Here is a 19,122-nt window from a genome sequence, read left to right on the forward strand (position 1 = left end):
GTCGACGATTTCCGCCCGTCGGAGTCGTCGGTTCCGAGGTGTTCGATGTGCCCGCGAACCGAGAGGCCACGCCATCCCCTCCCGCGGCCCAATATACAATGTCCGAACGCTCCACGACGGCAGATCGAGTGACAGCGATCGACCCGTCCACGACGGCCAGCCGATCCACACCGGTCGACGAGACGACGGCCTGTCCGCTGTGTGCGTACACTGCAGACAGCCGGAACGACGTCTACACGCACCTGCTGACCGGCCACCGAAAGAGTACGATCAGCGACCTGCTCCTCGAGTCCCGCTCGACGAAGACGACTCGCTGATCCGCTGTATGCGGTACGCTGAGGCCTCCTGACACGGCGCGTCGATCCGCGACGCGTCACGCGCTGACCCACGGCGACTGAACGGCGTTTCAGTCGCCGCTCTCTTTCGATCCCGGTCGCTCGAGAGTCGGAGTCGACGACGATGATGGCCGTTCGAACTCACTCGTAGATCGAAAATTCGCCGCAGCCACACGGACACGTTTTTCCCGAGCCGATCGGCCTGCGGGTCCCGTCCGGCAGTTCACGCGCGACCAGTGGGCTCCGACAGCGATCGCAGACGACCAGCAGTCGCGGGTACTCGTGTATGGTAGGCATCCGTACCGGAGCGATGGACGGAACCGGGCATAAATCGAACTAGGAGGCGACCGGAGGGCTACGGAGCGTTACGGATCGAGTCGACCGTTCGACGGGGATCGACGCGTCCTCGTGACCACCCGCTCACGCGGTACTGGAGTGCTCTCGAGCGGCGGACGGTGGGCCGGTGTTCGTCCCTTCCGATCGCACCGGTGGAGTACTGGGGTGTACGAATCCCTCGACACCGATACGGAGTCCTCGATACGGAAACTAGCAGCGGTTTTGTACGTTCTGACAGTACCGTTAGACACTCGGTCGAGGTCACAATCCAATGAGTAACTCATCACGCGGCTGCGACGACCGAACAGTGCGACAGCGACTCGAAGCGGCCGCAATCGATGCCGATCGTCCACCCGCGCTCGAGTGCGTCATCGTTCGATACCGAACTCAGGCGGATCGGTGTACGATCACGCCGCTCGAGTGCCCCGAGAACGCACGGACGACGACCTGGCTGTCGGCCGATCTGTCGGCCGTCGTTGACCTCGATAGCATGCGGTAGCGATCCGTTTCTGGGTGGCTCGAGGAGCACTCGTCGGCGACGGTTCGTCAAACGTGACCGTTCGTCGATCGTCACAATACTACGGATCACGGAACGACCGGATTCGCGTCCGATTCGCGTCTGCGTACGTCACCACTGCACCGTCCGGTGTCATCGATTACGACTGCCTCGAGCGACCGATCGACGGTTTCCAGCACCCGAGCAATAGCCGCGCCGAGCGTCGCGATCGCGGCGAGGATCGGATACGTTCGCTCACACTCCTGGTAGAGGTACTGCTCGAGCGAACCGACCTCTGCCAGGGAGAATCGGCGCTCCCGTCGAATCTCCCGCTGGCGTTCGTCGGCGAGTTCGTCGCAGCGCTCTCGAAGTCCTTCCAGTCGCTCCCTGGTGAGCCACAGCGCGTTGAACTCGAGCCGTTCCAGCGGTTGGTTTCGGAGCGCGGTGAGTTCCTCGAGGAGGGCCGAACACGTCCGTTCGGCGGCGGCGACGCTCTCGCACTCCGTTTCGATCGACGAGAGGAGTTGGGTTCGGTTCGCGACGGACTGTCGCGTCGCCGCGAGCAGCGACCGTTTCAGCTGCAGGGAGAGGACCTCGTGGTGGGCGAGCGCGGCCGCCAACTCGTCGCTGAACTCCTCGGCGACGCTCTCGAGCCACGTGTCGTCGTATCGCTTCGTGTAGTGTGGAACGCTCATCACAGTCTCGGCGTACGCCTTCCGAACCGATGTCAGCCCCGGTGGGGTTTCGTCACCGATGCGTCTCGCCGAATTCGAGACGCGTGGCACGGCCGTTTCGAACGCCGCGACGCGCTTTGCGAACCGTTCGAGCGCGCGTCGTTCCCTCGACAGCTCCCGTTGCTCCCGCTCGAGCGCTCGGGTCGCCGCCTCGAGCGTCTCCGTTGGCGCGGTCGGCTCCATGGTGGCAACCGCGTCACCTCAGCACCGTAACGGTATCTAGTAGCATTCGTTTCACGTACGTTCGGGCCGGGAGGCGCCTATAGCGAGCAATAGTATCGCTCTCACGACCCGGATCGTGTCGGGCCCGCGACGAGTATGGGGTGTCCGTCTCGCGATCGATCGCAGGCATTCGTCGTCACTCCCTCCCACGGACAGGAACGGCCGTCGACGTGGGGGAATTGCGAACGACTGTCGAACGACGAGCGAGCACGCCACTGTACAGCGAATTTCGGTACTCGACTTCGTTCGCGGTCGAGAACGTATATGACTGTTCTGGAACGTAACAGTACGGAGGGATACTAGAAACGGTTAGTACGCGGCCCGTCGGCAGTGGTCGTAGAATGTCCCAACGCAGCCGTCACCCCCGCGAAACGGCAGGGGCCGGAGCCGCCGATGACGCTCCGTGAGCTGCTCGTCGCGATCCTCTCCGGGATCGTTCAGGGGGTCGTCGAGTGGTTGCCCATCTCGAGTACGGGCAACCTCTCGCTGTTTCTGACCGCCGTCGGCACCGAGCCCGAACTCGCGCTCCAGCTCGCGCTGTTCCTTCAGGCCGGCACGACGCTCTCCGCGGCGCTGTACTACCGCGAGACGATCCGGGATGCGCTCGAGGCCGCACCGGGCTGGCGTCCGCGGACGGCGTTCGAGGGGTCCAACGCGGAGACGACGTTCGTCGTCGTCGCCTGTGCGATGACGGGGCTCGTCGGCATCCCGCTGTATCTCCTGTTGATCGACGTCGCGGGCGATCTCACCGGCGGCGCGTTCGTCGCGTTCATCGGCGTGTTGCTCGTAGTGACGGGGGCGCTCCAGCAGGCGTCCGAGTCCGTCGGGCTCGGCAAACGGCGGAATCCGAACCTGTTCGACGCGATCCTCGTCGGCGTGTTGCAGGGAATTTCGATTCTGCCGGGCGTCTCTCGGTCCGGCGCGACGGCGAGCGCCCTGCTGTTTCGCGGCCACGACGGCACGTCGGCGTTCAGGCTATCGTTCCTGCTGAGCATCCCCGCCGGCATCGGTGCCGGGATGCTCATCGTACTGGATACGGGCGGCGTGCCGACACCGACACCCTCGCTGGCGGTCGTCGCGCTCGCGACCAGCGCCGTCGTCGGCTACGTCGCGATCGGCGCGTTAATGCGGATCGTCGACGCGGTCGAGTTTGCAACCGTCTGTTTCGGGCTGGGAGTGCTCTGTATCGTCGGTGGCGGTCTCACGGCGCTCGTCTGAATATTCGCCGACCGGGAGCCGCCGACGGCCGTCGTCGACAGGCACCACCGCTGCGTATGAGACGTCCCGCAACGACCGTCTCACGAAGCACGTCTCTACCGACCCCGGCGGTCAGTTCGCACTAATCCGTTCGTGACGTATCTACTATGTATAACTACAGATCGGGTTATATCAACTAGTATATCAATTAGCATCGTTAATGCGTATCCGACGACCCGCTTCTATCGATGGCCGACAAACACGGTGACGCCGTTGGTGCACAGAGTCGACGACGCTATCTGCTCACTGGTAGCGCAGTCGTTGGTGGACTGCTCGCGGGCTGTGTGAGCGGAGACGACTCGAGCGGGGGCGATTCCGACTCCTACCCCGACTGGGACCCCGACGATCCGGCGTTCCCGCAACTCGCCTCGACGCTTCTCGAGGACGACTTCCACATCGGAACGGACGAACTGCTCGAGCAGATGGAGTCGCGCGACGAACCGCGGTACGGGAGTCCCCCGCCGGAGACGCCCGATGCGGGCGACCGCCTCGATCCGGATACCCTCGACTTCTCGATGGTCCCGACCGAGGATCCGGCCACGTACGAGGACGTCCTTGCGCCGCTCGTCGAGAACATCGAGGCCGAAACGGGGAAAGACGTCGTCGTCAACCCCCTCGATTCCTACGCCGCACAGATCGAAGCGATGAACGCCGATCGACTGCACGTCGCCGGCTTCGCGACGGGGGCGACGCCGTTCGCGGTCAACATCGCCGGTGCGGTCCCCTTCGGCATTCAGATCGCGGACGGAAGATTCGGCTACCGGCTCTGGGTGATCTCGCAGGTCGGCAGCGATATCGACGAACTGGCCGATCTCGACGGCGCGTCCGTCACGCACGTCGAAGAGTCCTCGAACTCCGGACACCAGGCGCCGAGCGCGCTCTTCGCCGCCGGCGGCGTCGAACCGGGCGAGGACTACGACCTCGAGTTCTCGGGCAGTCACGAGAACAGTATCCGCGCGGTCGACGCCGGCGACTACGACGCCGCGCCGATCGCGAGCACTGTACTGGAACGGCAGATCGAGAGCGGCCACGTCGACGGCGACGACCTGAAGGTGGTCTGGGTGAGCGATCCGTTCCCGACGACCTCGTTCTGTTATCACCACGCCCTCGAACCGGAACTGCAGGAGGGAATCAAACGCGCCCACCTCGAGTACGATTACGCGGGAACGGAACTCGGCGAGTACTACGGCCGAGACTCGTTCACCGAGATCGATTACGCCACCCACTGGGACGTTATCCTCGAGATTCAGCAGCAAAACGGAGCCGACTATCGGACGGACGAACTGGAGGATTGACCGACGATGCTCTCTGTATCCGCACTGGGAAAGACCTACGAGACGGGCGACCGTGCGCTCGACGGCGTCTCGTTCGCGGTTGACGGCAACGAAATCGTCGCGGTGATCGGGCCGAGCGGAGCAGGGAAGAGTACCCTCATTCGGTGTGTGAATCGCCTCACGGAGCCGACGGACGGCGAGGTCACGCTCGACGGAACCGAACTCACGTCGCTCTCGAAGCGCGACCTCCGAGCCGCACGCCGCGACATCGGGATGATCTTCCAGGAGTACGCGCTGGTCGAGCGACTCACCGTGATGGAAAACGTGCTCTCGGGGCGTCTCGGCTATCTCAGTTCGTGGCAGGGGTTTCGCCGAAACTTCCCGTCCGAGGACGTGCAGTACGCCTACGAAACCCTCGATCGAGTCGGACTCGCCGGTCACGAGGACGATCGAGCCGACGAGCTTTCGGGCGGCCAGCGACAGCGCGTCGGGATCGCCCGCGCGGTCCTCCAGCGCCCGAAGATCCTCCTCGCCGACGAGCCGACCTCGAGTCTCGACCCCGAGACCTCCCGGGCCGTCATGGAACTGTTGACCGAGATCGCTCGAGACGACGACATTCCGGTCATCATCAACATCCACGAGGTACCGCTCGCCGTCGAGTACGCGGATCGTATCATCGGTCTCGCCGGCGGCAAACTCGTGTTCGACGGCACGCCGGACGAACTCGACGAATCGACGATGGATCGGATCTATCGGGACGGAGAGTCCCGTTCTGACGACGCCGAGCGCGCGGACGCCGCCGGAAACGAGAATGCCCGCGACCGACCGAAACGAACGACTGCCGACGGTGGTCGACTCGCTCGGGAGTCCGTCGCGGAGGATCAGTGATGGCAACGTCAGCAAACACGGAGTACGACTCCGAGTGGCAGCGCCCGACGGTGTTCTACAACCGCGCAGTGAAGTGGCTCGTCTACGCGCTCGGAATCGCCTTTCTCCTGTGGAACGTCTGGGAAGCGCGGGTCTCGTACGATCGGTTCGTGTACGGACTCGAGCAGGGAACCGTCCTGCTCGAGGGGATGTTCCCGCCGGATTTTGGCATCACGATCTCGGCCAGCGGTATCGAGACCGACCAGCGGTTCTGGCGAATCTACGACGGCATGCTCGAGACCCTCGCGATGTCGATCGTCGCGACCGTCGCCGGCGTCGCGATCAGCGTTCCCATCGCCGTCATGGCCGCCGAAAACCTCGTTCCGCGTCCGATTTACTACGTGGGCCGATCGATCGTCTCGGTGACGCGAGCGATGCACGAACTCATCGTCGGCATCGTCTTTGTCGTCGGGTTCGGCTTCGGGGCGCTCGCGGGTGTTCTCGCGCTCGTGTTCGCGACGCCGGGCTTCTTCGCGAAGCTGTTGGCGGAGGACCTGGAGGATATCGATTCCTCGAGACTCGACGCGATCCGCGCGACGGGTGCCGGGCCGCTGTTGGTGTTGCTCTACGGCGTCCTGCCGCAGGTGCTCCCGCGGGCGATCGGGCTGACGATCTACCGCTGGGACATCAATCTCCGGGCGAGTACGATCCTCGGCGTCGTCGGCGCCGGCGGGATCGGCTCGGCCCTGAACACCTCCTTCGACACCTACGAGTACGACTTCAGTTTCGCGATCCTGCTCACGATCATCGCCTTTGTCGTCCTGGGTGAGGTGCTCAGCGCCTCCGCCCGACGGAGGGTTCAGTGATGGCGAGCGCTGATGGCTACGCCGAGTGGGAGCGGGACGATTCGCGAACGAAAATCCTCCGGTTCGTCGCCCTTCTCGGCGTCCTCGTCGTCACCATCGCCTCCTGGCGCGCCCTCGAGGTCAGATACGAGTACGTCGCGACGGCGCCGGAGAACATCTGGAATCTCCTCGAGCGGATGGTCCCGCCGGATACGGCCTACGCGAACGAGATCGTGACGCCGATGTTGCACACGGTCAACATCGCCGTCGTCGGGACGCTCGCCGCGATTGTCCTCGCGCTTCCGGTCGCCTACATCGGGGCGCGGAACACGACGCCGAACCGCGTAACGTACGCCCTCGGAAAGGTGATCATCGCGTCCTCGCGCTCGGTCCACTCGATCATCTGGGCGCTGCTTTTCGTCATCATGTTCGGACCTAACGTCCTCGCGGGCATCCTCGCGATCACCTTCCGGTCGATCGGCTTCGTCGCCAAACTGCTGGCCGAGGAGATCGAAGAGATCGACGAACGCGCCGTCGAGGCGGTCACGGCGACGGGAGGGAGCGGAATTGACGTCCTCGTCTACGGCGTCGTTCCGCAGATCAAGGCCCCGTTCGTCGGCCTCGCGATGTATCGCTGGGATATCAACGTGCGCGAGGCGACGATCATCGGGCTCGTCGGCGCCGGCGGAATCGGCGCCGAACTCAACAACCGGATCAACGCCTTCGACTGGCAAGCGGTGTTGACCATCCTCATCGCGATCCTCGCGGTCGTGATCGTGAGCGAACTCGTCTCGGCGTACGCCCGACGGACGGTGAGATAGATGCGCCCGATCGATTCGGACGGCATCGTTCTCGCTCGCCTCGCGGCGCCGACGAGCGACCAACCGGTTCGGCTGGGCGTCCTCTCCGACCTTCACGTCGCCACGAGGGCCCGCGGCACCGACAGGCTCTTTCACCGAACCGAGGAGCGAGCCGCCGCGGCGGTCGACCTGCTGAACGACGCCGAGGTCGACTTCGTGCTCTTCGACGGCGACCTCACGAAGGACGGCGAACCGTGGAACTTCGACCGGTTCGACGAACTCGTCGCGGAACTCGAGGCGCCGTTCGTGGCGACGCCCGGCAACCACGACGTTCCGAAGACCGGCGACGAGCACGATACGCCGCCCGTCTCGTCGTTCGAGGACCGGTACGCACCGGAGCCGCTGCCGTTCGTGCAATCCGTCGGCGGGATCGACCTCGTGGTGTGTAACAGCGCGACGGTCCCCGACGGCTCGCTCGCGGACGAACACCGCGGCGCGCTCTCGCGGCCACAGCTCGAGTGGCTCGAGACGACGCTGCAGGTCGCTTCGAACCCGGTCGTCGCGTTCCACCACAACCTGTTACCGATTCTCGGGAGCGACGTCGTCCGGCGCCCACCGTGGCGGACGTTCTCGCTCCGGAACGGCGAGGCGGGTCGCGAACTGCTCGATCGCCACGCCGTTCCGCTCGTGATCTCGGGACACCATCACGTCCCGGCGACGGTGAGCGCCGGCTCGCTCACGCAGTTGATCGCGCCGCCGTCGTGTGCGTACCCGCTGGCGCACCTCCTGGTCGACATCGACCGCCGCGGAACGACGGTCACGCTCGTTCCGCACGCAGCGCTCGACGACCGGCGGGAGTCCTTCGACGCGATGTGTGCCGGTCCGCCGCTCCGCCAGACGTTCGCTCGGCTCGTCGACGAAACGCTCGCTGCGGCGCCGCTGGTTGATGCGACTGCCGAGCCGACGGAGTCAGCGTCGACCGTAGGGAGCCGACGATTCCGGTCGTGACGGAAACTCCGGGTGTCGCGCTGTTGGATGCGGTTCGCGAGGCTCTCGAGGAACACGGGACGGTCGTCCTCGAGTGTAACGCGATTCGATCGAGGGCGTACGACTCACACGAACTGCTGTCCGTCAGTTCCGGAGCAACCGCGACCCGTCCCGCGTTTGCTCCGTAAATCGTTACAGCAGTCCGTATCAGGCGTCGTTTCGTCGTACCGAGGGAGCCCCGCTACGTAACCGGTCAGTAGCGATCTCTCTCGGACGCGTAGTCTACGTACTCGATGTACGGATAGGGAGCCGTCGGGAGCGGTCGTATTTCACAGGTCACTCGACGCTAGATATTTCGGCACTATAGTACTATTATAAGCGACTATCGTTCGATCCGACGTGTTCGACGATGCATGCCGGAAACCGACAACGAGACGGCTCAGTCCGATGGAAACGGCGCAGAGTCCACCGATCAGCGGAACGCGAGTATCCTCAACCGACGGCAGTTCGTCGCCGGAGCGACTGCTGCAGCTGCCGGCAGTGCCGTCGTCGGGACCGTCGGTGCGAGCGGCGGGAACGGCGAGGCGAAACGCGGCGACAACGCTGGTCGCGGCTGCAAGGCTCGCAACGACCGCGCGACCGTCATCGCCCACCGAGGGTACGCCGACACGTACCCCGAGAACACCGTTGGAGCGTTCGAACAGGCGGCTCGAGGCGGCTCCAACGACGCCGCCGCGCGACGGGGTGCAGACTGGATCGAACTGGACGTGTACCCCACCGCTGACGGCGACGTCGCCGTCTTCCACGACGAGCAGATGGGCGGGCTAACCGATACGGACGGGGTGATTTACGAGACTCCATCGGCGGACGTCTTCTCGGCGGAGGTGCTCGAGAGCGGCCGGACCATCCCGACGCTCGCCGAATCGATGGACGCCATTCCGCCCAACGTCGGCGTCAACATCGATATCAAAGCCGGCTCCCCCGACGTGCAGTTCGGTCGGGTCGCCGATCCCGAGGCCGAACGCGACGCGTGGCAGTGGCTCGAGACCGTAATCGACGTGGCCACCGACTCCCAGAACGAACTCCTGTTCTCGACGTTCTGGGAGGGTGCACTCGCGACGGTGCAGGATATCGCTCCCGACGTTCCGGCGGCGTATCTCCTCTGGGGGTCCATTCAAGAGGGACTCGACGTCACCGACGAGTACGAGACGTCGGGGATCAACCCGCCGATGGACATGATCTCCGGCACGCCGTTTTTCGACGACGACGCCTACGAGAGCATCGATCTCGTGGCCGAGGCCCACGCTCGAGACCTCCCGGTCAACGTCTGGACGATCGATACCTGGTACGAGGTCGAGCAACTGCTCGTGGCCGGGGTCGACGGGCTGTTCCTCGACTACGCCGAGATCGTGCGCTGGGGGGCGCTCCAGCGGTAGTACTCTCGGACGGCCCCTGTGCTTTTTTGTGGGGCAGCCGGTTCGAGAAGGCCGTAGCCAGCGTCGAGCCGTTCGTGCGTGCTCGAGCGTCTCGATCATTCGTCGTCGAAACTGGCTCGACCGAAAATTCGTGCGAGAACGTCGCCGGGTATTGGGTTCGATTCCCCCGGTGTGCTCCAGGAGTAGTCACTCGTCCAGTCAGTCACCGTGACGTCCGTGATCCGCTGCAGGAACCGTCGTCATCCCGATCCGGAGAGACCAGAACAGTAGGTTTATCAAGCGCACGGGGATAGGCCTACCTAAGATTACTTACCGTCTTATGGCAGGAACTCAACAACCGGAGGTGAACATCGGGCTCGTCGGTCACGTCGACCACGGCAAGACGACGCTAGTCCAGGCGCTCAGCGGCTCCTGGACCGACCAGCACTCGGAGGAGATGAAACGCGGGATCTCCATCAGGCTGGGCTACGCGGACGCGACGTTCCGCTACTGCGAGGGGGCCGAGGAACCCGAGTGCTACACCGTCGAGGAGGAGTGTCCGGACGGCTCCGAAAGCGAGCCGCTGCGGACCGTGTCGTTCGTCGACGCCCCGGGTCACGAGACCCTGATGGCGACGATGCTCTCTGGTGCCTCGCTGATGGACGGTGCCGTCCTTGTCGTCAGCGCCAGCGAGTCCGTCCCACAGCCCCAGACCGAAGAGCACCTGATGGCGCTCGATATCATCGGCATCGACAACATCGTTATCGCCCAGAACAAGGTCGACCTCGTCGATAGCGAGACGGCCCGGGACAACTACGAACAGATTCAGGAGTTCGTCGAGGGTACCGTGGCCGAAGACGCACCCGTCGTTCCCGTCTCGGCCGGCCAGGAGGTCAACATGGACCTGCTGATTCAGGCGATCGAGGAGGAGATCCCGACGCCGGAGCGGGATCCCGACGCCGATCCGCGGATGCACGTCGCCCGCAGTTTCGACATCAACAAGCCGGGAACGACCTACGAGGACCTCGCCGGTGGCGTTCTCGGCGGCAGCCTGGTCCAGGGCGAGCTCTCGGTCGACGACGAGATCGAGATCAAACCCGGCCGCGAGGTCGAAGAGGGCGGCCAGACCGAGTACGTCCCGATCGAGACGACGATCCGCTCGCTGCAGGCCGGCGGCAAGACGGTCGACACCGTCAGCCCGGGCGGCTTACTCGGCGTCGGTACCGGACTCGATCCGGCGCTGACGAAGGGCGACGCGCTGGCCGGCCGACTGGCCGGCCCGCCCGGCTCGCTCCCGCCGACGTGGCAGGAGTTCACGATGGAGGTCGACCTACTCGAGCGCGTGGTCGGCGCGGAAAGCGGCGAGACGGTCGACGAGATCAGCACCGGCGAACCGCTGATGATGACCGTCGGGACGGCGACGACCGTCGGCGCGGTCACCAGCGCTCGCGAGGGCGAGTGCGAGGTCAATCTCAAACGACCCGTCGCCGCCGAACCGGGGGCAAAGATCGCGATCAACCGCCGCATCGGCGCACGCTGGCGGCTGATCGGACTCGGAACGCTCACGGAGTAACGCCGACTGAAGACGAATGAGCACGCCGACGCGGGTCGCACTCGATACGAGTGCCCTCATGATGCCGGTCGAACTCGACGTCCGATTGTTCGACGAACTCGATCGAGTCGTCGACGCCTACGAGCCGACGATCCCACAGGCTGTCGTGGAAGAACTCCGGCGCCTCTCCGAGAAAGGAGGCACCGAGGGAACGGCCGCGAACGTCGGGCACGATCTGGCGACCGAACGCTGTCTCGTCGTCGATACGGAGGCGTCGTACGCCGACGACGCGTTGGTCGAACTCGCCCGCGAGGGAGGGGTCGACTACGTCGTCACGAACGACCGCCCGCTGGGCGACCGGATACTCGCGGCGAGCGTACCGGTAATTGCATTACGCGGGAGAAACAAGTTAGCGATCACTCAACCATAGATGTACAAGCGGGTCACCCTAACGGACACGGTAGAAGTACCGCCCGAGGAGCTCGGCGACGTTTCGCCGGACCTCGTGAAGCGACTGCTGCAGGACAAACTCGAGGGACGGATGGACGAAGAGGTCGGCAGCATCGTCTCCGTCACCGACGTCGACGATATCGGTGAAGGGACGGTACTGCCGAACCGGCCGGGCGTCTACTACGAGGCCACGTTCGACGCCGTCACGTTCGATCCACAGATGCAGGAGGTCGTCGACGGCACCGTCGTCGAGGTCGTCGAGTTCGGCGCCTTCGTCGGGATCGGCCCCGTCGACGGGCTCCTCCACGTCTCACAGATCAGTGACGAGTACCTCGCCTACGACGGCGAGAACCAGCAGCTCGCTTCGAACGAATCCAACCGGACGCTGGGCGTCGAAGACGCCGTCCGCGCACGGATCGTCACCAAGAGTATCGACGAGCGCAACCCGCGCGACTCGAAGATCGGCCTGACGGCCAAACAGCCCGGTCTCGGCAAGCACGGCTGGCTCGAGGAAGACCACGAGAAGCAGGAAGCGGCTGCGGGTGAATAACCATGGCATCGGATCGGCTCGTCTGTCGCGAGTGCCACCGGGTCAACGAACCGGACAACGAGACCTGCGACGCCTGTAACTCCTCGTCACTGACCGAGGATTGGGCCGGCTACGTCGTCATCGCCCACCCTGAGGAGAGCGAAATTGCGACCGAGATGCAGGTCACCGAACCCGGCGCGTACGCGCTGAAAGTCCGGTAACCGTGACTCGGGACGACAAACCGGGCGGCTCGAGCGACGACGCGGCAGCCACCGACGCCGACGACCAGCTACTGGTTCTCCCCGACGACCTTCGCCACGAGCTTAAGGAGCCGATGGGCCCGATCGAGACCGACGCCGACGCGCTCCTCGAGGCCGTCGACGGCCCGCTGATCGCCGTCGGCGATGTCGTCACCTACCACTTTTTGCAGGCCGGCCGCGCGCCCGACGTCGCGGTGGTCGACGAACGAACCAAGCGATCGGCCGTCGACGAGGAGATCCGAGAGACCGTCACCGAATCGACCAACATCGAGGCCGTCAACCCGCCCGCGGAGCTCTCGGCAGAGATGATCGAGGCGCTTCGCGAGGCCATGGCGAGCGACGAGCCGACGACCATCCTCGTCGAGGGCGAAGAGGATCTGGTCGCGCTGCCCGCGATCGTCGCCGCACCGGAGGGGGCAAGCGTCGTCTACGGCCAGCCCGACGAGGGGATGGTCCACGTGAAAGTGAGCGACGACCACCGGACCGAGATTCGTGACCTGCTCGAGCGTTTCGACGGCAATACGGAGCGATTTTGGGAGTTGCTCGAGGACCGGTCGTAGGGTCTGTCCGCCGCTGCGATCGATCGCGTCGCTCCCGTTGCGGTGGACGCGCGGTGGTCGATTCGCGGAGCGGTTCACAAGACGTATTATCAATTAGATGTGTTTTTTAACCGATGGATAGAGCCGTTCTCGGAGGGCTCGGGTTCGGATCGATCGTCGGTGGAGCGCTGTACGTCGCGTTCAGTTCGAACTGGTTCCTGATCGCCGCCGTTATCGCGATGTACACTGGTTGGGGATACTTCGGTGTCAGGTATCACCGGCTGCTGTTGCGGGAGTTCCCCGCGTTCGATCGGCCGATCGATCGACTCGGGTACGCGATCGGACTGTTCGGCGTCAGTATCGGCCCCGTCGCCTTCAGTCAGCAGTTCACTACAGGCGACATCAGCATCGAACTCTTCGTTGGCTACATCGGCGTCGTCGGCTTCCTGCTCTCCTCGAGTGTGGCGGCCGTGGACGCCGAGACGGACTCACAGTGAGGTGCACGAGCGAGGAGAGTCTACTCGAGGACGGTGTGCTCGAGGGTGCCGATCCCCTCGATTTCGAGTGCGACCGTATCGCCGTCCTCGAGCCACGTGCCCAGTTCCAACCCGCAGCCCCCGCCCACGGTCCCGCTCCCGATGACGTCGCCGGGGTGGAGCGTCTCGGACTGGGAGACGTGTGCGATGATATCCGAAAAGGAGTGGTACATTTCGTCGACGGTGCCCTCCGACCAGACCTCGCCGTCGATTCGGGCGGTCATGGGGGCCTCGAGGACGTCGATATCCTCGGCGGGCACGAAATAAGGGCCGAGTCCGTTGGCGAAGTCCTTGCCCTTCGCCGGGCCGAGTCGTCCCTTCATCTCTTTTCCCTGGATATCGCGGGCGCTGAAGTCGTTGAAGACGGTGTAGCCGGCGATGTACTCGTCAGCCTTGTCAGCGGGAATGTCTCGACCCCGTTTGCCGATTACGGCCGCGATCTCGAGTTCGTAGTCCATAATCGACGAGTAATCGGGCCACTGCACCGTCTCGCCGGGGGCGACCACGCTGTCGGCGTTGCCCTTATAGTAGACCGGCAACTCGTACCAGACGTCGTCGATCTCGCCGTCCATGCTGTTCTGTACGTGCTCTTCGATCGCCATGAAGTCACGCAGCGAGTTCGGCCGTGGGAGGGGCGCGAGTAGGTCGTACTCGCCGGGTTCGTACCGAATTTTGGCCCCGCCGGGGCCGCGCTCGCGATCCGTTTCGGCCGCGTACTCGAGGGCCTCCCGCGCATCCGCGATCGCTCGATCACCGCGCTCGAGGAAGGCGATCATCTCCGGCGGCACGTGGGCGCGGGCGAGGTCTACGGGTGCTGGTTCGCCCTCGGCCTCGAGGGCTGCGGCGTAGGCTGCGGTGAGGTCGACGAGGGTGGCCGCCCCGGCAGGCGTCTCATCGTCCGCCGTCGACTCGTCGACGGCACCGATGCGTTCGATCGCCCCGACGGGGGTCTGCACTTCGAACGTCGCGAGTTTCATGCGTTCTCACCCGCGGTCTCGCCGTCGTCGTCTTCGACGAACGCGACGGGACGTACCCAGCCCGCGCTCCCGTTCTCGATTGTGACCGGGAACGCGACGATCGGGATGTCGGTCTTCCGGGGCAACTCGTCGAGGTTCGCCATCTTCTCGATCTGGCAGTACTCGACCTCGCGGCCGGCGAAGTGGGCCGGCCATAGGTCATCCTCGTCGCCGGACTCGACGTAGCGTTCACCCATCGCGGTGAACGGCTTATCGAAGCCGTAGGCGTCCGTGCCGATCACTTTCACGCCCTGCTCGACGAGGAACTTCGTCCCCGCGGCGCTCATGCCGGGGAACTGGGTGAGGTACTCCGGGTGTCCCCAGAGCTCGTCCGCACCGGTCTGGATCAGGACGATCTCGCCGGGCGAGAGTTCGTGATCTATGTCGTCGAGGACGTCCTCGAGATTCGCCACCGAAATCTCCTCGCCGGGATCCATCCACCGGAAGTCGAGCACGACGGCGTTGCCACGACACCACTCGAGTGGCACCTCCTCGATCGTCTTCGCCGGTTCGCCGTCGACCTCGGGACCGTAGTGCCAGGGGGCGTCCATGTGGGTGCCGGCGTGAGGGATGACCGCGAGGTCCTCCCAGGCCAGCCCCATTCCGCCGGGAAAGTCGCTCGCCTCGATGTCGTGGCCGAGTCCGCGGAGGTTCTCCGCGAGGCGTTCGGCACCGGCCTCGTGGTCGAACGCGTCGATCGACGGCGGCATCGGCTCGCTCGGTGGGTCGTCCTCGAGGCCGATGCTCAGGTCGATCAACGTTGCATCGTCGGCTGTCACCAATCCGCTCATAGCAACTACGTTTCGAAGCACGTATTTGAAGCTGACTGCGACGGTCGACTGGACGACGATACGCCCCACCGAATAGAACTGGATATTCGTAACCTCCTAATACAAAGAGTGATTGATATTGTATAATGACCTACGAAACACTGGATGACGATCTGGTAAACGAACTTCTCGACAACGGTCGCGCGAGCCTCCGCAGCCTCGCCGAAGAGCTCGACGTCTCGGTGACGACGGTCTCCAACCACCTCTCCGATCTCGAAGAGGAGGGCGTAATCGAGGGCTACACGCCGAAAGTCAACTACGACGCGGTCGGCTACGACGTCACCGCGATCATGCAGCTCAAAGCCGAGGGCCACGCGCTGCCCGAGATCACCGAGACGCTCCGGGACCACCGACAGATGATCTCGGTCTACGAGGTCACGGGCGACTACGACGTGATCGCGATCGGCAAGTTCGAAGACACCGACGATATGAACGACCAGATCAAGACCCTGATCACCGATCCGGACATCAACCAGTCGAACACGAGCATCGTCCTCAACACCGTCGCCGAGAACGAACAGTTCGAACTCGAGACCGACGACGACTGAACGAAATCGCTCCAACCGGGAGTAGACCGTTTTCGCGCTGGAGACCCCAATAGGGCGACCGAATCGCTTCTGCATCGGTAGCCACAGCACCGGTGCGCCGTTCCGAATCGCGGCCCCGACGAGCCGCCGTCCCGGACCTGCCGACGGCGAGAGAGCGATGGTCGACTCCGGCGGTGAGAACTCGACTCTCCCGGCGTCGCTTCGAGAGCCATCGTCGACACGTCGGAGAGAATCTCGAGAAGGTATTTACACGCTCACGAGAACCCCATGAACATGTACGATTTCGTCGTTGTCGGCGTCGGACCGCCGGGAGCGCGCTTCGCCCGCCGCGCCGCCGAAGACGGCTACAACGTGCTGGCCGTAGAGAAGGGGACGATCGGCGAGCCGCTGGCCTGCTCGGGGCACGTGAGCACGGACGTCTGGGAGTTCACCGGCGACGGCGCGCGCGAGGAGCTGTTCCAGAACGAGATCTACGGCGCGCGATTCCACGTCGGCGGGCCGCACAGCGAGGCCTACCCCTTCTATAAGAGCGAGGTCGCGTCGAGCGTCATCGACCGCGTCGGACTGGATCGCCACCTCGCTGATCTCGCGCGCGAGGCGGGCGCGGACGTCCGGGAGGAACACACCGTCACGGCGGTCACCGAACACCACGACCGCGTCGAAATCACCGCCAACGGTCCCGACGGCACCGTCGAGTTCGAGGCGAAGATGCTCGCCGGCTGTGACGGGGCTCGATCGCGAGTGCGGGACGAACTCGACCTCCCCGAACCCGACGAACTCCTCCACGGCGTGCTGGCGTTCTCCGAGGAGGAGGACCACCAGGACTTCGTCGACGTCCACCTCACCGCGCCGACCTTTTTCGCCTGGCGCATCCCCCGCGGTGATGCCGGCGTCGAGTACGGGCTCGCGGCGCCGCCGGGCGTCCAGGTCACCAAACACTTCGAGGAGCTGATCGACGGCTACGAGATCGACGTCTCCCACCGCTGCTCGGGCCCGATCCCGATCGGCCCGCCGGACCGCGTCACGAGCCGACGCGCGTTCCTGATCGGCGACGCGGCCGCCCAGACCAAACCCTTCACCGGCGGCGGCATCCTCTACAGCATGACCAGCGCCGACCACGCCGCCCGCGAGATCGACCCGGACCGGCCGACCACGCTCGCAGCCTACGAGCACGCCTGGCGCGACGACCTGGAACGCGAGCAGGAACTCGGCCACTACCTCCGTCGGGCCTACTCGCTGCCCGAGCCTCTCCAGCATCTCGGCCTCGGCGCGCTCTCCGGCGAGATCGGCGTCCACATGGACCGGCCGACGTCGCTCGTCTCGCCCTCGCACCTGAAAGCGATGCTCTCTCGCTCGCGAAACTGACACAGTAAAAGCGCGATATCCGAACCGGACCGGCGAATATGGTTATACAGTATCGAGAATATGGCCGCAGTATTTAACAATAGTTGCGCCTTTCGCTCAAATGGTGGGTGGATGTGACGCTCCGACGTGGAGCCGTCCGTGTGCCCAACGAATCCACTCACCATCGTCAGTGAGACGCGGACTCGCGAGCGAACCGTCCTTCTCGCCGTCCCGGAGCGCCTCGAGCGTCGAACCGGATCGCGTTCCGTACGCCGACGGACTCGTTTCCGCGAGCGGTGTAACCGTGCTGTGCCCGGAGGTGGTGTAACCGTGTCGTCCTCGACGTCGTCCGTGTGCCCGCACGACGATAATCCGATCGCTTCGGCCTGTACTCTTGTGCCGAACACGTTCGTTCGCCTGCCGACTGATTCTCGAGTCGCCCGAATCCGAATCGCCGACGCGTGCGGGTAGAACTCGCAGCCGACAGACCGAAGGCGTCCGTCCCGAAACGGCCAGTAGATGACCGGCCGGCAGCGATCCGCAGTCGAGTTCGTCGCGCGAGGCCTCGAGCGACTCGGCATCATCGACGCCGAGCGGTTCCGCCCGACCGCGGATCTGGCGTGGCCCCGGATCGTGACCGGCTTTGCGATCATGTCCAAGCAGACGGCCGACCTGGCGATGGTCGGCATCGCGGTCGGGACGGCGGGAACCGCGGGGCTGGCGTACGCGCTCGCGTTCTGGGAAATCGTCACGATGATCGGACTGGGGCTGGCCGGCGGCACCGTCAGTCTGGTCTCCCAGAACTACGGCGGCGAGGAGACCCGCCGCGCCTCGCTCGTGGTGAAACAGAGCGTCCTCCTCGCGACTATCATCGCACTGCCGATCGTCGCCGTCTTCGTGCTCTTTGCGGACTCGCTGATCGGCCTCTTCGGCGCCGAACCGGCCTCGCTCGCACACGGGCGCACCTACCTCGTCTTCGTCGCGCCGGCCGTCCTGTTCGAACTCCTGAACCTGATCGCCAGCCGGACCTACACGGGCGTCGGCGACACGTTCACGGAGATGGTTGCCCGCGCAGGCGGGGCGATCCTCAACGTCGTGCTGAGCGCGATCCTCATCTTTGGCTTCGACCTCGACGTCGCCGGCGCGGCGATCGGCACGACGCTCTCGACAGGGTTCGTCACCGTCGTTCTCGGATGGGGGATGGTGGGTCGATCTTACGGTGCGCTCGGCATGGAGCCGAGTCCCGTCCCGATCACGCGTTCCGGTGGCTGGCTCGAGCCGACGATGCTCCGGCAGGTAATCGAGATCTCGACGCCCGAGATCGGTCGCAAACTCGCCCAGGGGATCGTCGTCTTCCCGCTGCTGTGGATCGCCGCGACGTTCGGTCCCGTGGTCGTCACCGCCCTCGAGGTCGGCCGTCGGGTCCGCAGCGTGATCAACAGCGTCAACTGGGGGCTCTCGCTGGCCTCGAGTTCGCTCGTGGGCCAACAACTGGGATCGGGTGCAGAGGACGAGGCGGGCGCCTACGGCGCGGCGATCATCCGGCTCTCGGTGGTGTGTTTCGCCGGACTCGCCGCGCTCGTGGTCGTCTTCGCCGAACCGATCGCGAGCCTGTTCGTGAGCGGGTCGGAGGAAGTCGCGCTCGCCGCAACGTTCGTCACGGTCGGCGCGGTCAGTTCGGTCGGCTTCGGAATCGACGGCGCGGCCGCCGGAGCACTGCTCGGCGCAGGCGACACCCGCTGGCCGTTCGTCGCCTCGCTGGTGGGCCGCTACGTATTTGCGGTCCCCGTAGCCGCACTCGGGCTGGTCACGCCCCTCGGCGTCGCCGCGCTCTACCTCGCCTTGGTGCTCGAGACGTTCGTCCCGGGCGGGATCAACTACTGGCTGTTCCACAGCGGCCGCTGGAAGGTCGTGAGTCGGCGGTACCGGCCTTCTGACGACGCCGATTGA

At 64.9% G+C, this 19,122-nt stretch carries 22 protein-coding genes; 19 read left to right on the forward strand and 3 right to left on the reverse strand.

Annotated elements, in window-relative coordinates:
- Window positions 1-128 precede the first annotated feature (128 nt).
- Both ACSFC5_RS00470 and ACSFC5_RS00475 read left to right on the forward strand, forming a co-directional pair.
- Complete coding sequence (locus tag ACSFC5_RS00470; protein ID WP_440763317.1) at window positions 129-317, forward strand: hypothetical protein; 189 nt, start codon at window positions 129-131, stop codon at window positions 315-317.
- Window positions 318-942: 625 nt separating this feature from the next.
- The gene (locus ACSFC5_RS00475) at window positions 943-1,170 is read left to right on the forward strand and encodes a DUF7511 domain-containing protein (RefSeq protein ID WP_440763318.1); all 228 of its coding nucleotides are present in this window, start codon (window positions 943-945) and stop codon (window positions 1,168-1,170) included.
- 86 nt (window positions 1,171-1,256) lie between these two features.
- On the opposite strand, the gene ACSFC5_RS00480 is transcribed toward ACSFC5_RS00475, so the two are convergent.
- Window positions 1,257-2,084 (reverse strand): DUF7260 family protein, encoded by an 828-nt coding sequence (locus ACSFC5_RS00480; protein ID WP_440763319.1) that lies wholly within the window; start codon window positions 2,082-2,084, stop codon window positions 1,257-1,259.
- 432 nt (window positions 2,085-2,516) lie between these two features.
- Between ACSFC5_RS00480 and ACSFC5_RS00485 the strand changes: the two genes are divergently transcribed.
- The 14 genes from ACSFC5_RS00485 to ACSFC5_RS00550 all read left to right on the forward strand — a co-directional run bounded on the left by ACSFC5_RS00485 (window position 2,517) and on the right by ACSFC5_RS00550 (window position 13,395).
- Window positions 2,517-3,341 carry an undecaprenyl-diphosphate phosphatase gene (locus tag ACSFC5_RS00485; RefSeq protein WP_440765000.1) on the forward strand — a complete coding sequence of 275 codons (825 nt, stop codon included), beginning with the start codon at window positions 2,517-2,519 and terminating at the stop codon, window positions 3,339-3,341.
- Window positions 3,342-3,568: 227 nt separating this feature from the next.
- Window positions 3,569-4,675: a phosphate/phosphite/phosphonate ABC transporter substrate-binding protein gene (gene phnD / locus ACSFC5_RS00490; RefSeq protein ID WP_440763320.1), complete on the forward strand. Its 1,107-nt coding sequence runs from the start codon at window positions 3,569-3,571 to the stop codon at window positions 4,673-4,675.
- Between the two features lie 6 nt (window positions 4,676-4,681).
- On the forward strand, window positions 4,682-5,542 hold the full coding sequence (gene phnC, locus ACSFC5_RS00495) for a phosphonate ABC transporter ATP-binding protein (protein WP_440763321.1): 861 nt from the start codon (window positions 4,682-4,684) through the stop codon (window positions 5,540-5,542).
- Complete coding sequence (phnE, locus tag ACSFC5_RS00500) at window positions 5,542-6,387, forward strand: phosphonate ABC transporter, permease protein PhnE (protein ID WP_440763322.1); 846 nt, start codon at window positions 5,542-5,544, stop codon at window positions 6,385-6,387. Before phnC ends, phnE (ACSFC5_RS00500) begins: the two co-directional genes overlap by 1 nt.
- A complete protein-coding gene (phnE, locus tag ACSFC5_RS00505) occupies window positions 6,387-7,187 on the forward strand; it encodes a phosphonate ABC transporter, permease protein PhnE (protein ID WP_440763323.1) in 801 nt (266 codons plus the stop codon). The genes phnE (ACSFC5_RS00500) and phnE (ACSFC5_RS00505) overlap by 1 nt, the downstream gene beginning before the upstream one ends.
- Window positions 7,188-8,174: a metallophosphoesterase family protein gene (locus tag ACSFC5_RS00510; protein ID WP_440763324.1), complete on the forward strand. Its 987-nt coding sequence runs from the start codon at window positions 7,188-7,190 to the stop codon at window positions 8,172-8,174. It begins immediately after the preceding gene.
- Window positions 8,171-8,341: a hypothetical protein gene (locus ACSFC5_RS00515; RefSeq protein ID WP_440763325.1), complete on the forward strand. Its 171-nt coding sequence runs from the start codon at window positions 8,171-8,173 to the stop codon at window positions 8,339-8,341. Before ACSFC5_RS00510 ends, ACSFC5_RS00515 begins: the two co-directional genes overlap by 4 nt.
- Before the next feature lie 225 nt (window positions 8,342-8,566).
- Entirely contained in the window at window positions 8,567-9,589 is a 1,023-nt protein-coding gene (locus tag ACSFC5_RS00520; RefSeq protein WP_440763326.1) for a glycerophosphodiester phosphodiesterase, read from the forward strand.
- Window positions 9,590-9,908: 319 nt separating this feature from the next.
- Window positions 9,909-11,141, forward strand: coding sequence for a translation initiation factor IF-2 subunit gamma (locus ACSFC5_RS00525; protein ID WP_440763327.1), 1,233 nt, complete (start codon window positions 9,909-9,911; stop codon window positions 11,139-11,141).
- A gap of 16 nt (window positions 11,142-11,157) precedes the next feature.
- On the forward strand, window positions 11,158-11,550 hold the full coding sequence (locus ACSFC5_RS00530; protein ID WP_440763328.1) for a type II toxin-antitoxin system VapC family toxin: 393 nt from the start codon (window positions 11,158-11,160) through the stop codon (window positions 11,548-11,550).
- Window positions 11,551-12,120 carry a DNA-directed RNA polymerase gene (locus ACSFC5_RS00535; RefSeq protein WP_090311149.1) on the forward strand — a complete coding sequence of 190 codons (570 nt, stop codon included), beginning with the start codon at window positions 11,551-11,553 and terminating at the stop codon, window positions 12,118-12,120.
- Window positions 12,121-12,122: 2 nt separating this feature from the next.
- Complete coding sequence (gene spt4, locus ACSFC5_RS00540) at window positions 12,123-12,320, forward strand: transcription elongation factor subunit Spt4 (protein ID WP_436345964.1); 198 nt, start codon at window positions 12,123-12,125, stop codon at window positions 12,318-12,320.
- A 2-nt stretch (window positions 12,321-12,322) separates the two neighbouring features.
- Window positions 12,323-12,919 (forward strand): GTP-dependent dephospho-CoA kinase family protein, encoded by a 597-nt coding sequence (locus ACSFC5_RS00545; RefSeq protein ID WP_440763329.1) that lies wholly within the window; start codon window positions 12,323-12,325, stop codon window positions 12,917-12,919.
- 113 nt (window positions 12,920-13,032) lie between these two features.
- On the forward strand, window positions 13,033-13,395 hold the full coding sequence (locus ACSFC5_RS00550) for a hypothetical protein (protein WP_440763330.1): 363 nt from the start codon (window positions 13,033-13,035) through the stop codon (window positions 13,393-13,395).
- A gap of 20 nt (window positions 13,396-13,415) precedes the next feature.
- On the opposite strand, the gene ACSFC5_RS00555 is transcribed toward ACSFC5_RS00550, so the two are convergent.
- Window positions 13,416-14,411, reverse strand: coding sequence for a fumarylacetoacetate hydrolase family protein (locus ACSFC5_RS00555; RefSeq protein WP_440763331.1), 996 nt, complete (start codon window positions 14,409-14,411; stop codon window positions 13,416-13,418).
- Complete coding sequence (locus ACSFC5_RS00560) at window positions 14,408-15,241, reverse strand: cyclase family protein (RefSeq protein WP_440763332.1); 834 nt, start codon at window positions 15,239-15,241, stop codon at window positions 14,408-14,410. The genes ACSFC5_RS00555 and ACSFC5_RS00560 overlap by 4 nt, the downstream gene beginning before the upstream one ends.
- Window positions 15,242-15,366: 125 nt before the next feature.
- Between ACSFC5_RS00560 and lrp the strand changes: the two genes are divergently transcribed.
- From lrp to ACSFC5_RS00575, 3 genes are all read left to right on the forward strand, one after another.
- Window positions 15,367-15,828, forward strand: coding sequence for an HTH-type transcriptional regulator Lrp (lrp, locus tag ACSFC5_RS00565; RefSeq protein WP_440763333.1), 462 nt, complete (start codon window positions 15,367-15,369; stop codon window positions 15,826-15,828).
- Window positions 15,829-16,101: 273 nt separating this feature from the next.
- A complete protein-coding gene (locus tag ACSFC5_RS00570; RefSeq protein ID WP_440763334.1) occupies window positions 16,102-17,193 on the forward strand; it encodes a geranylgeranyl reductase family protein in 1,092 nt (363 codons plus the stop codon).
- Between the two features lie 498 nt (window positions 17,194-17,691).
- Window positions 17,692-19,122 (forward strand): MATE family efflux transporter, encoded by a 1,431-nt coding sequence (locus tag ACSFC5_RS00575; protein ID WP_440763335.1) that lies wholly within the window; start codon window positions 17,692-17,694, stop codon window positions 19,120-19,122.

It is taken from the genome of Natronorubrum marinum (assembly GCF_052040125.1).
GTDB lineage: Archaea > Halobacteriota > Halobacteria > Halobacteriales > Natrialbaceae > Natronorubrum.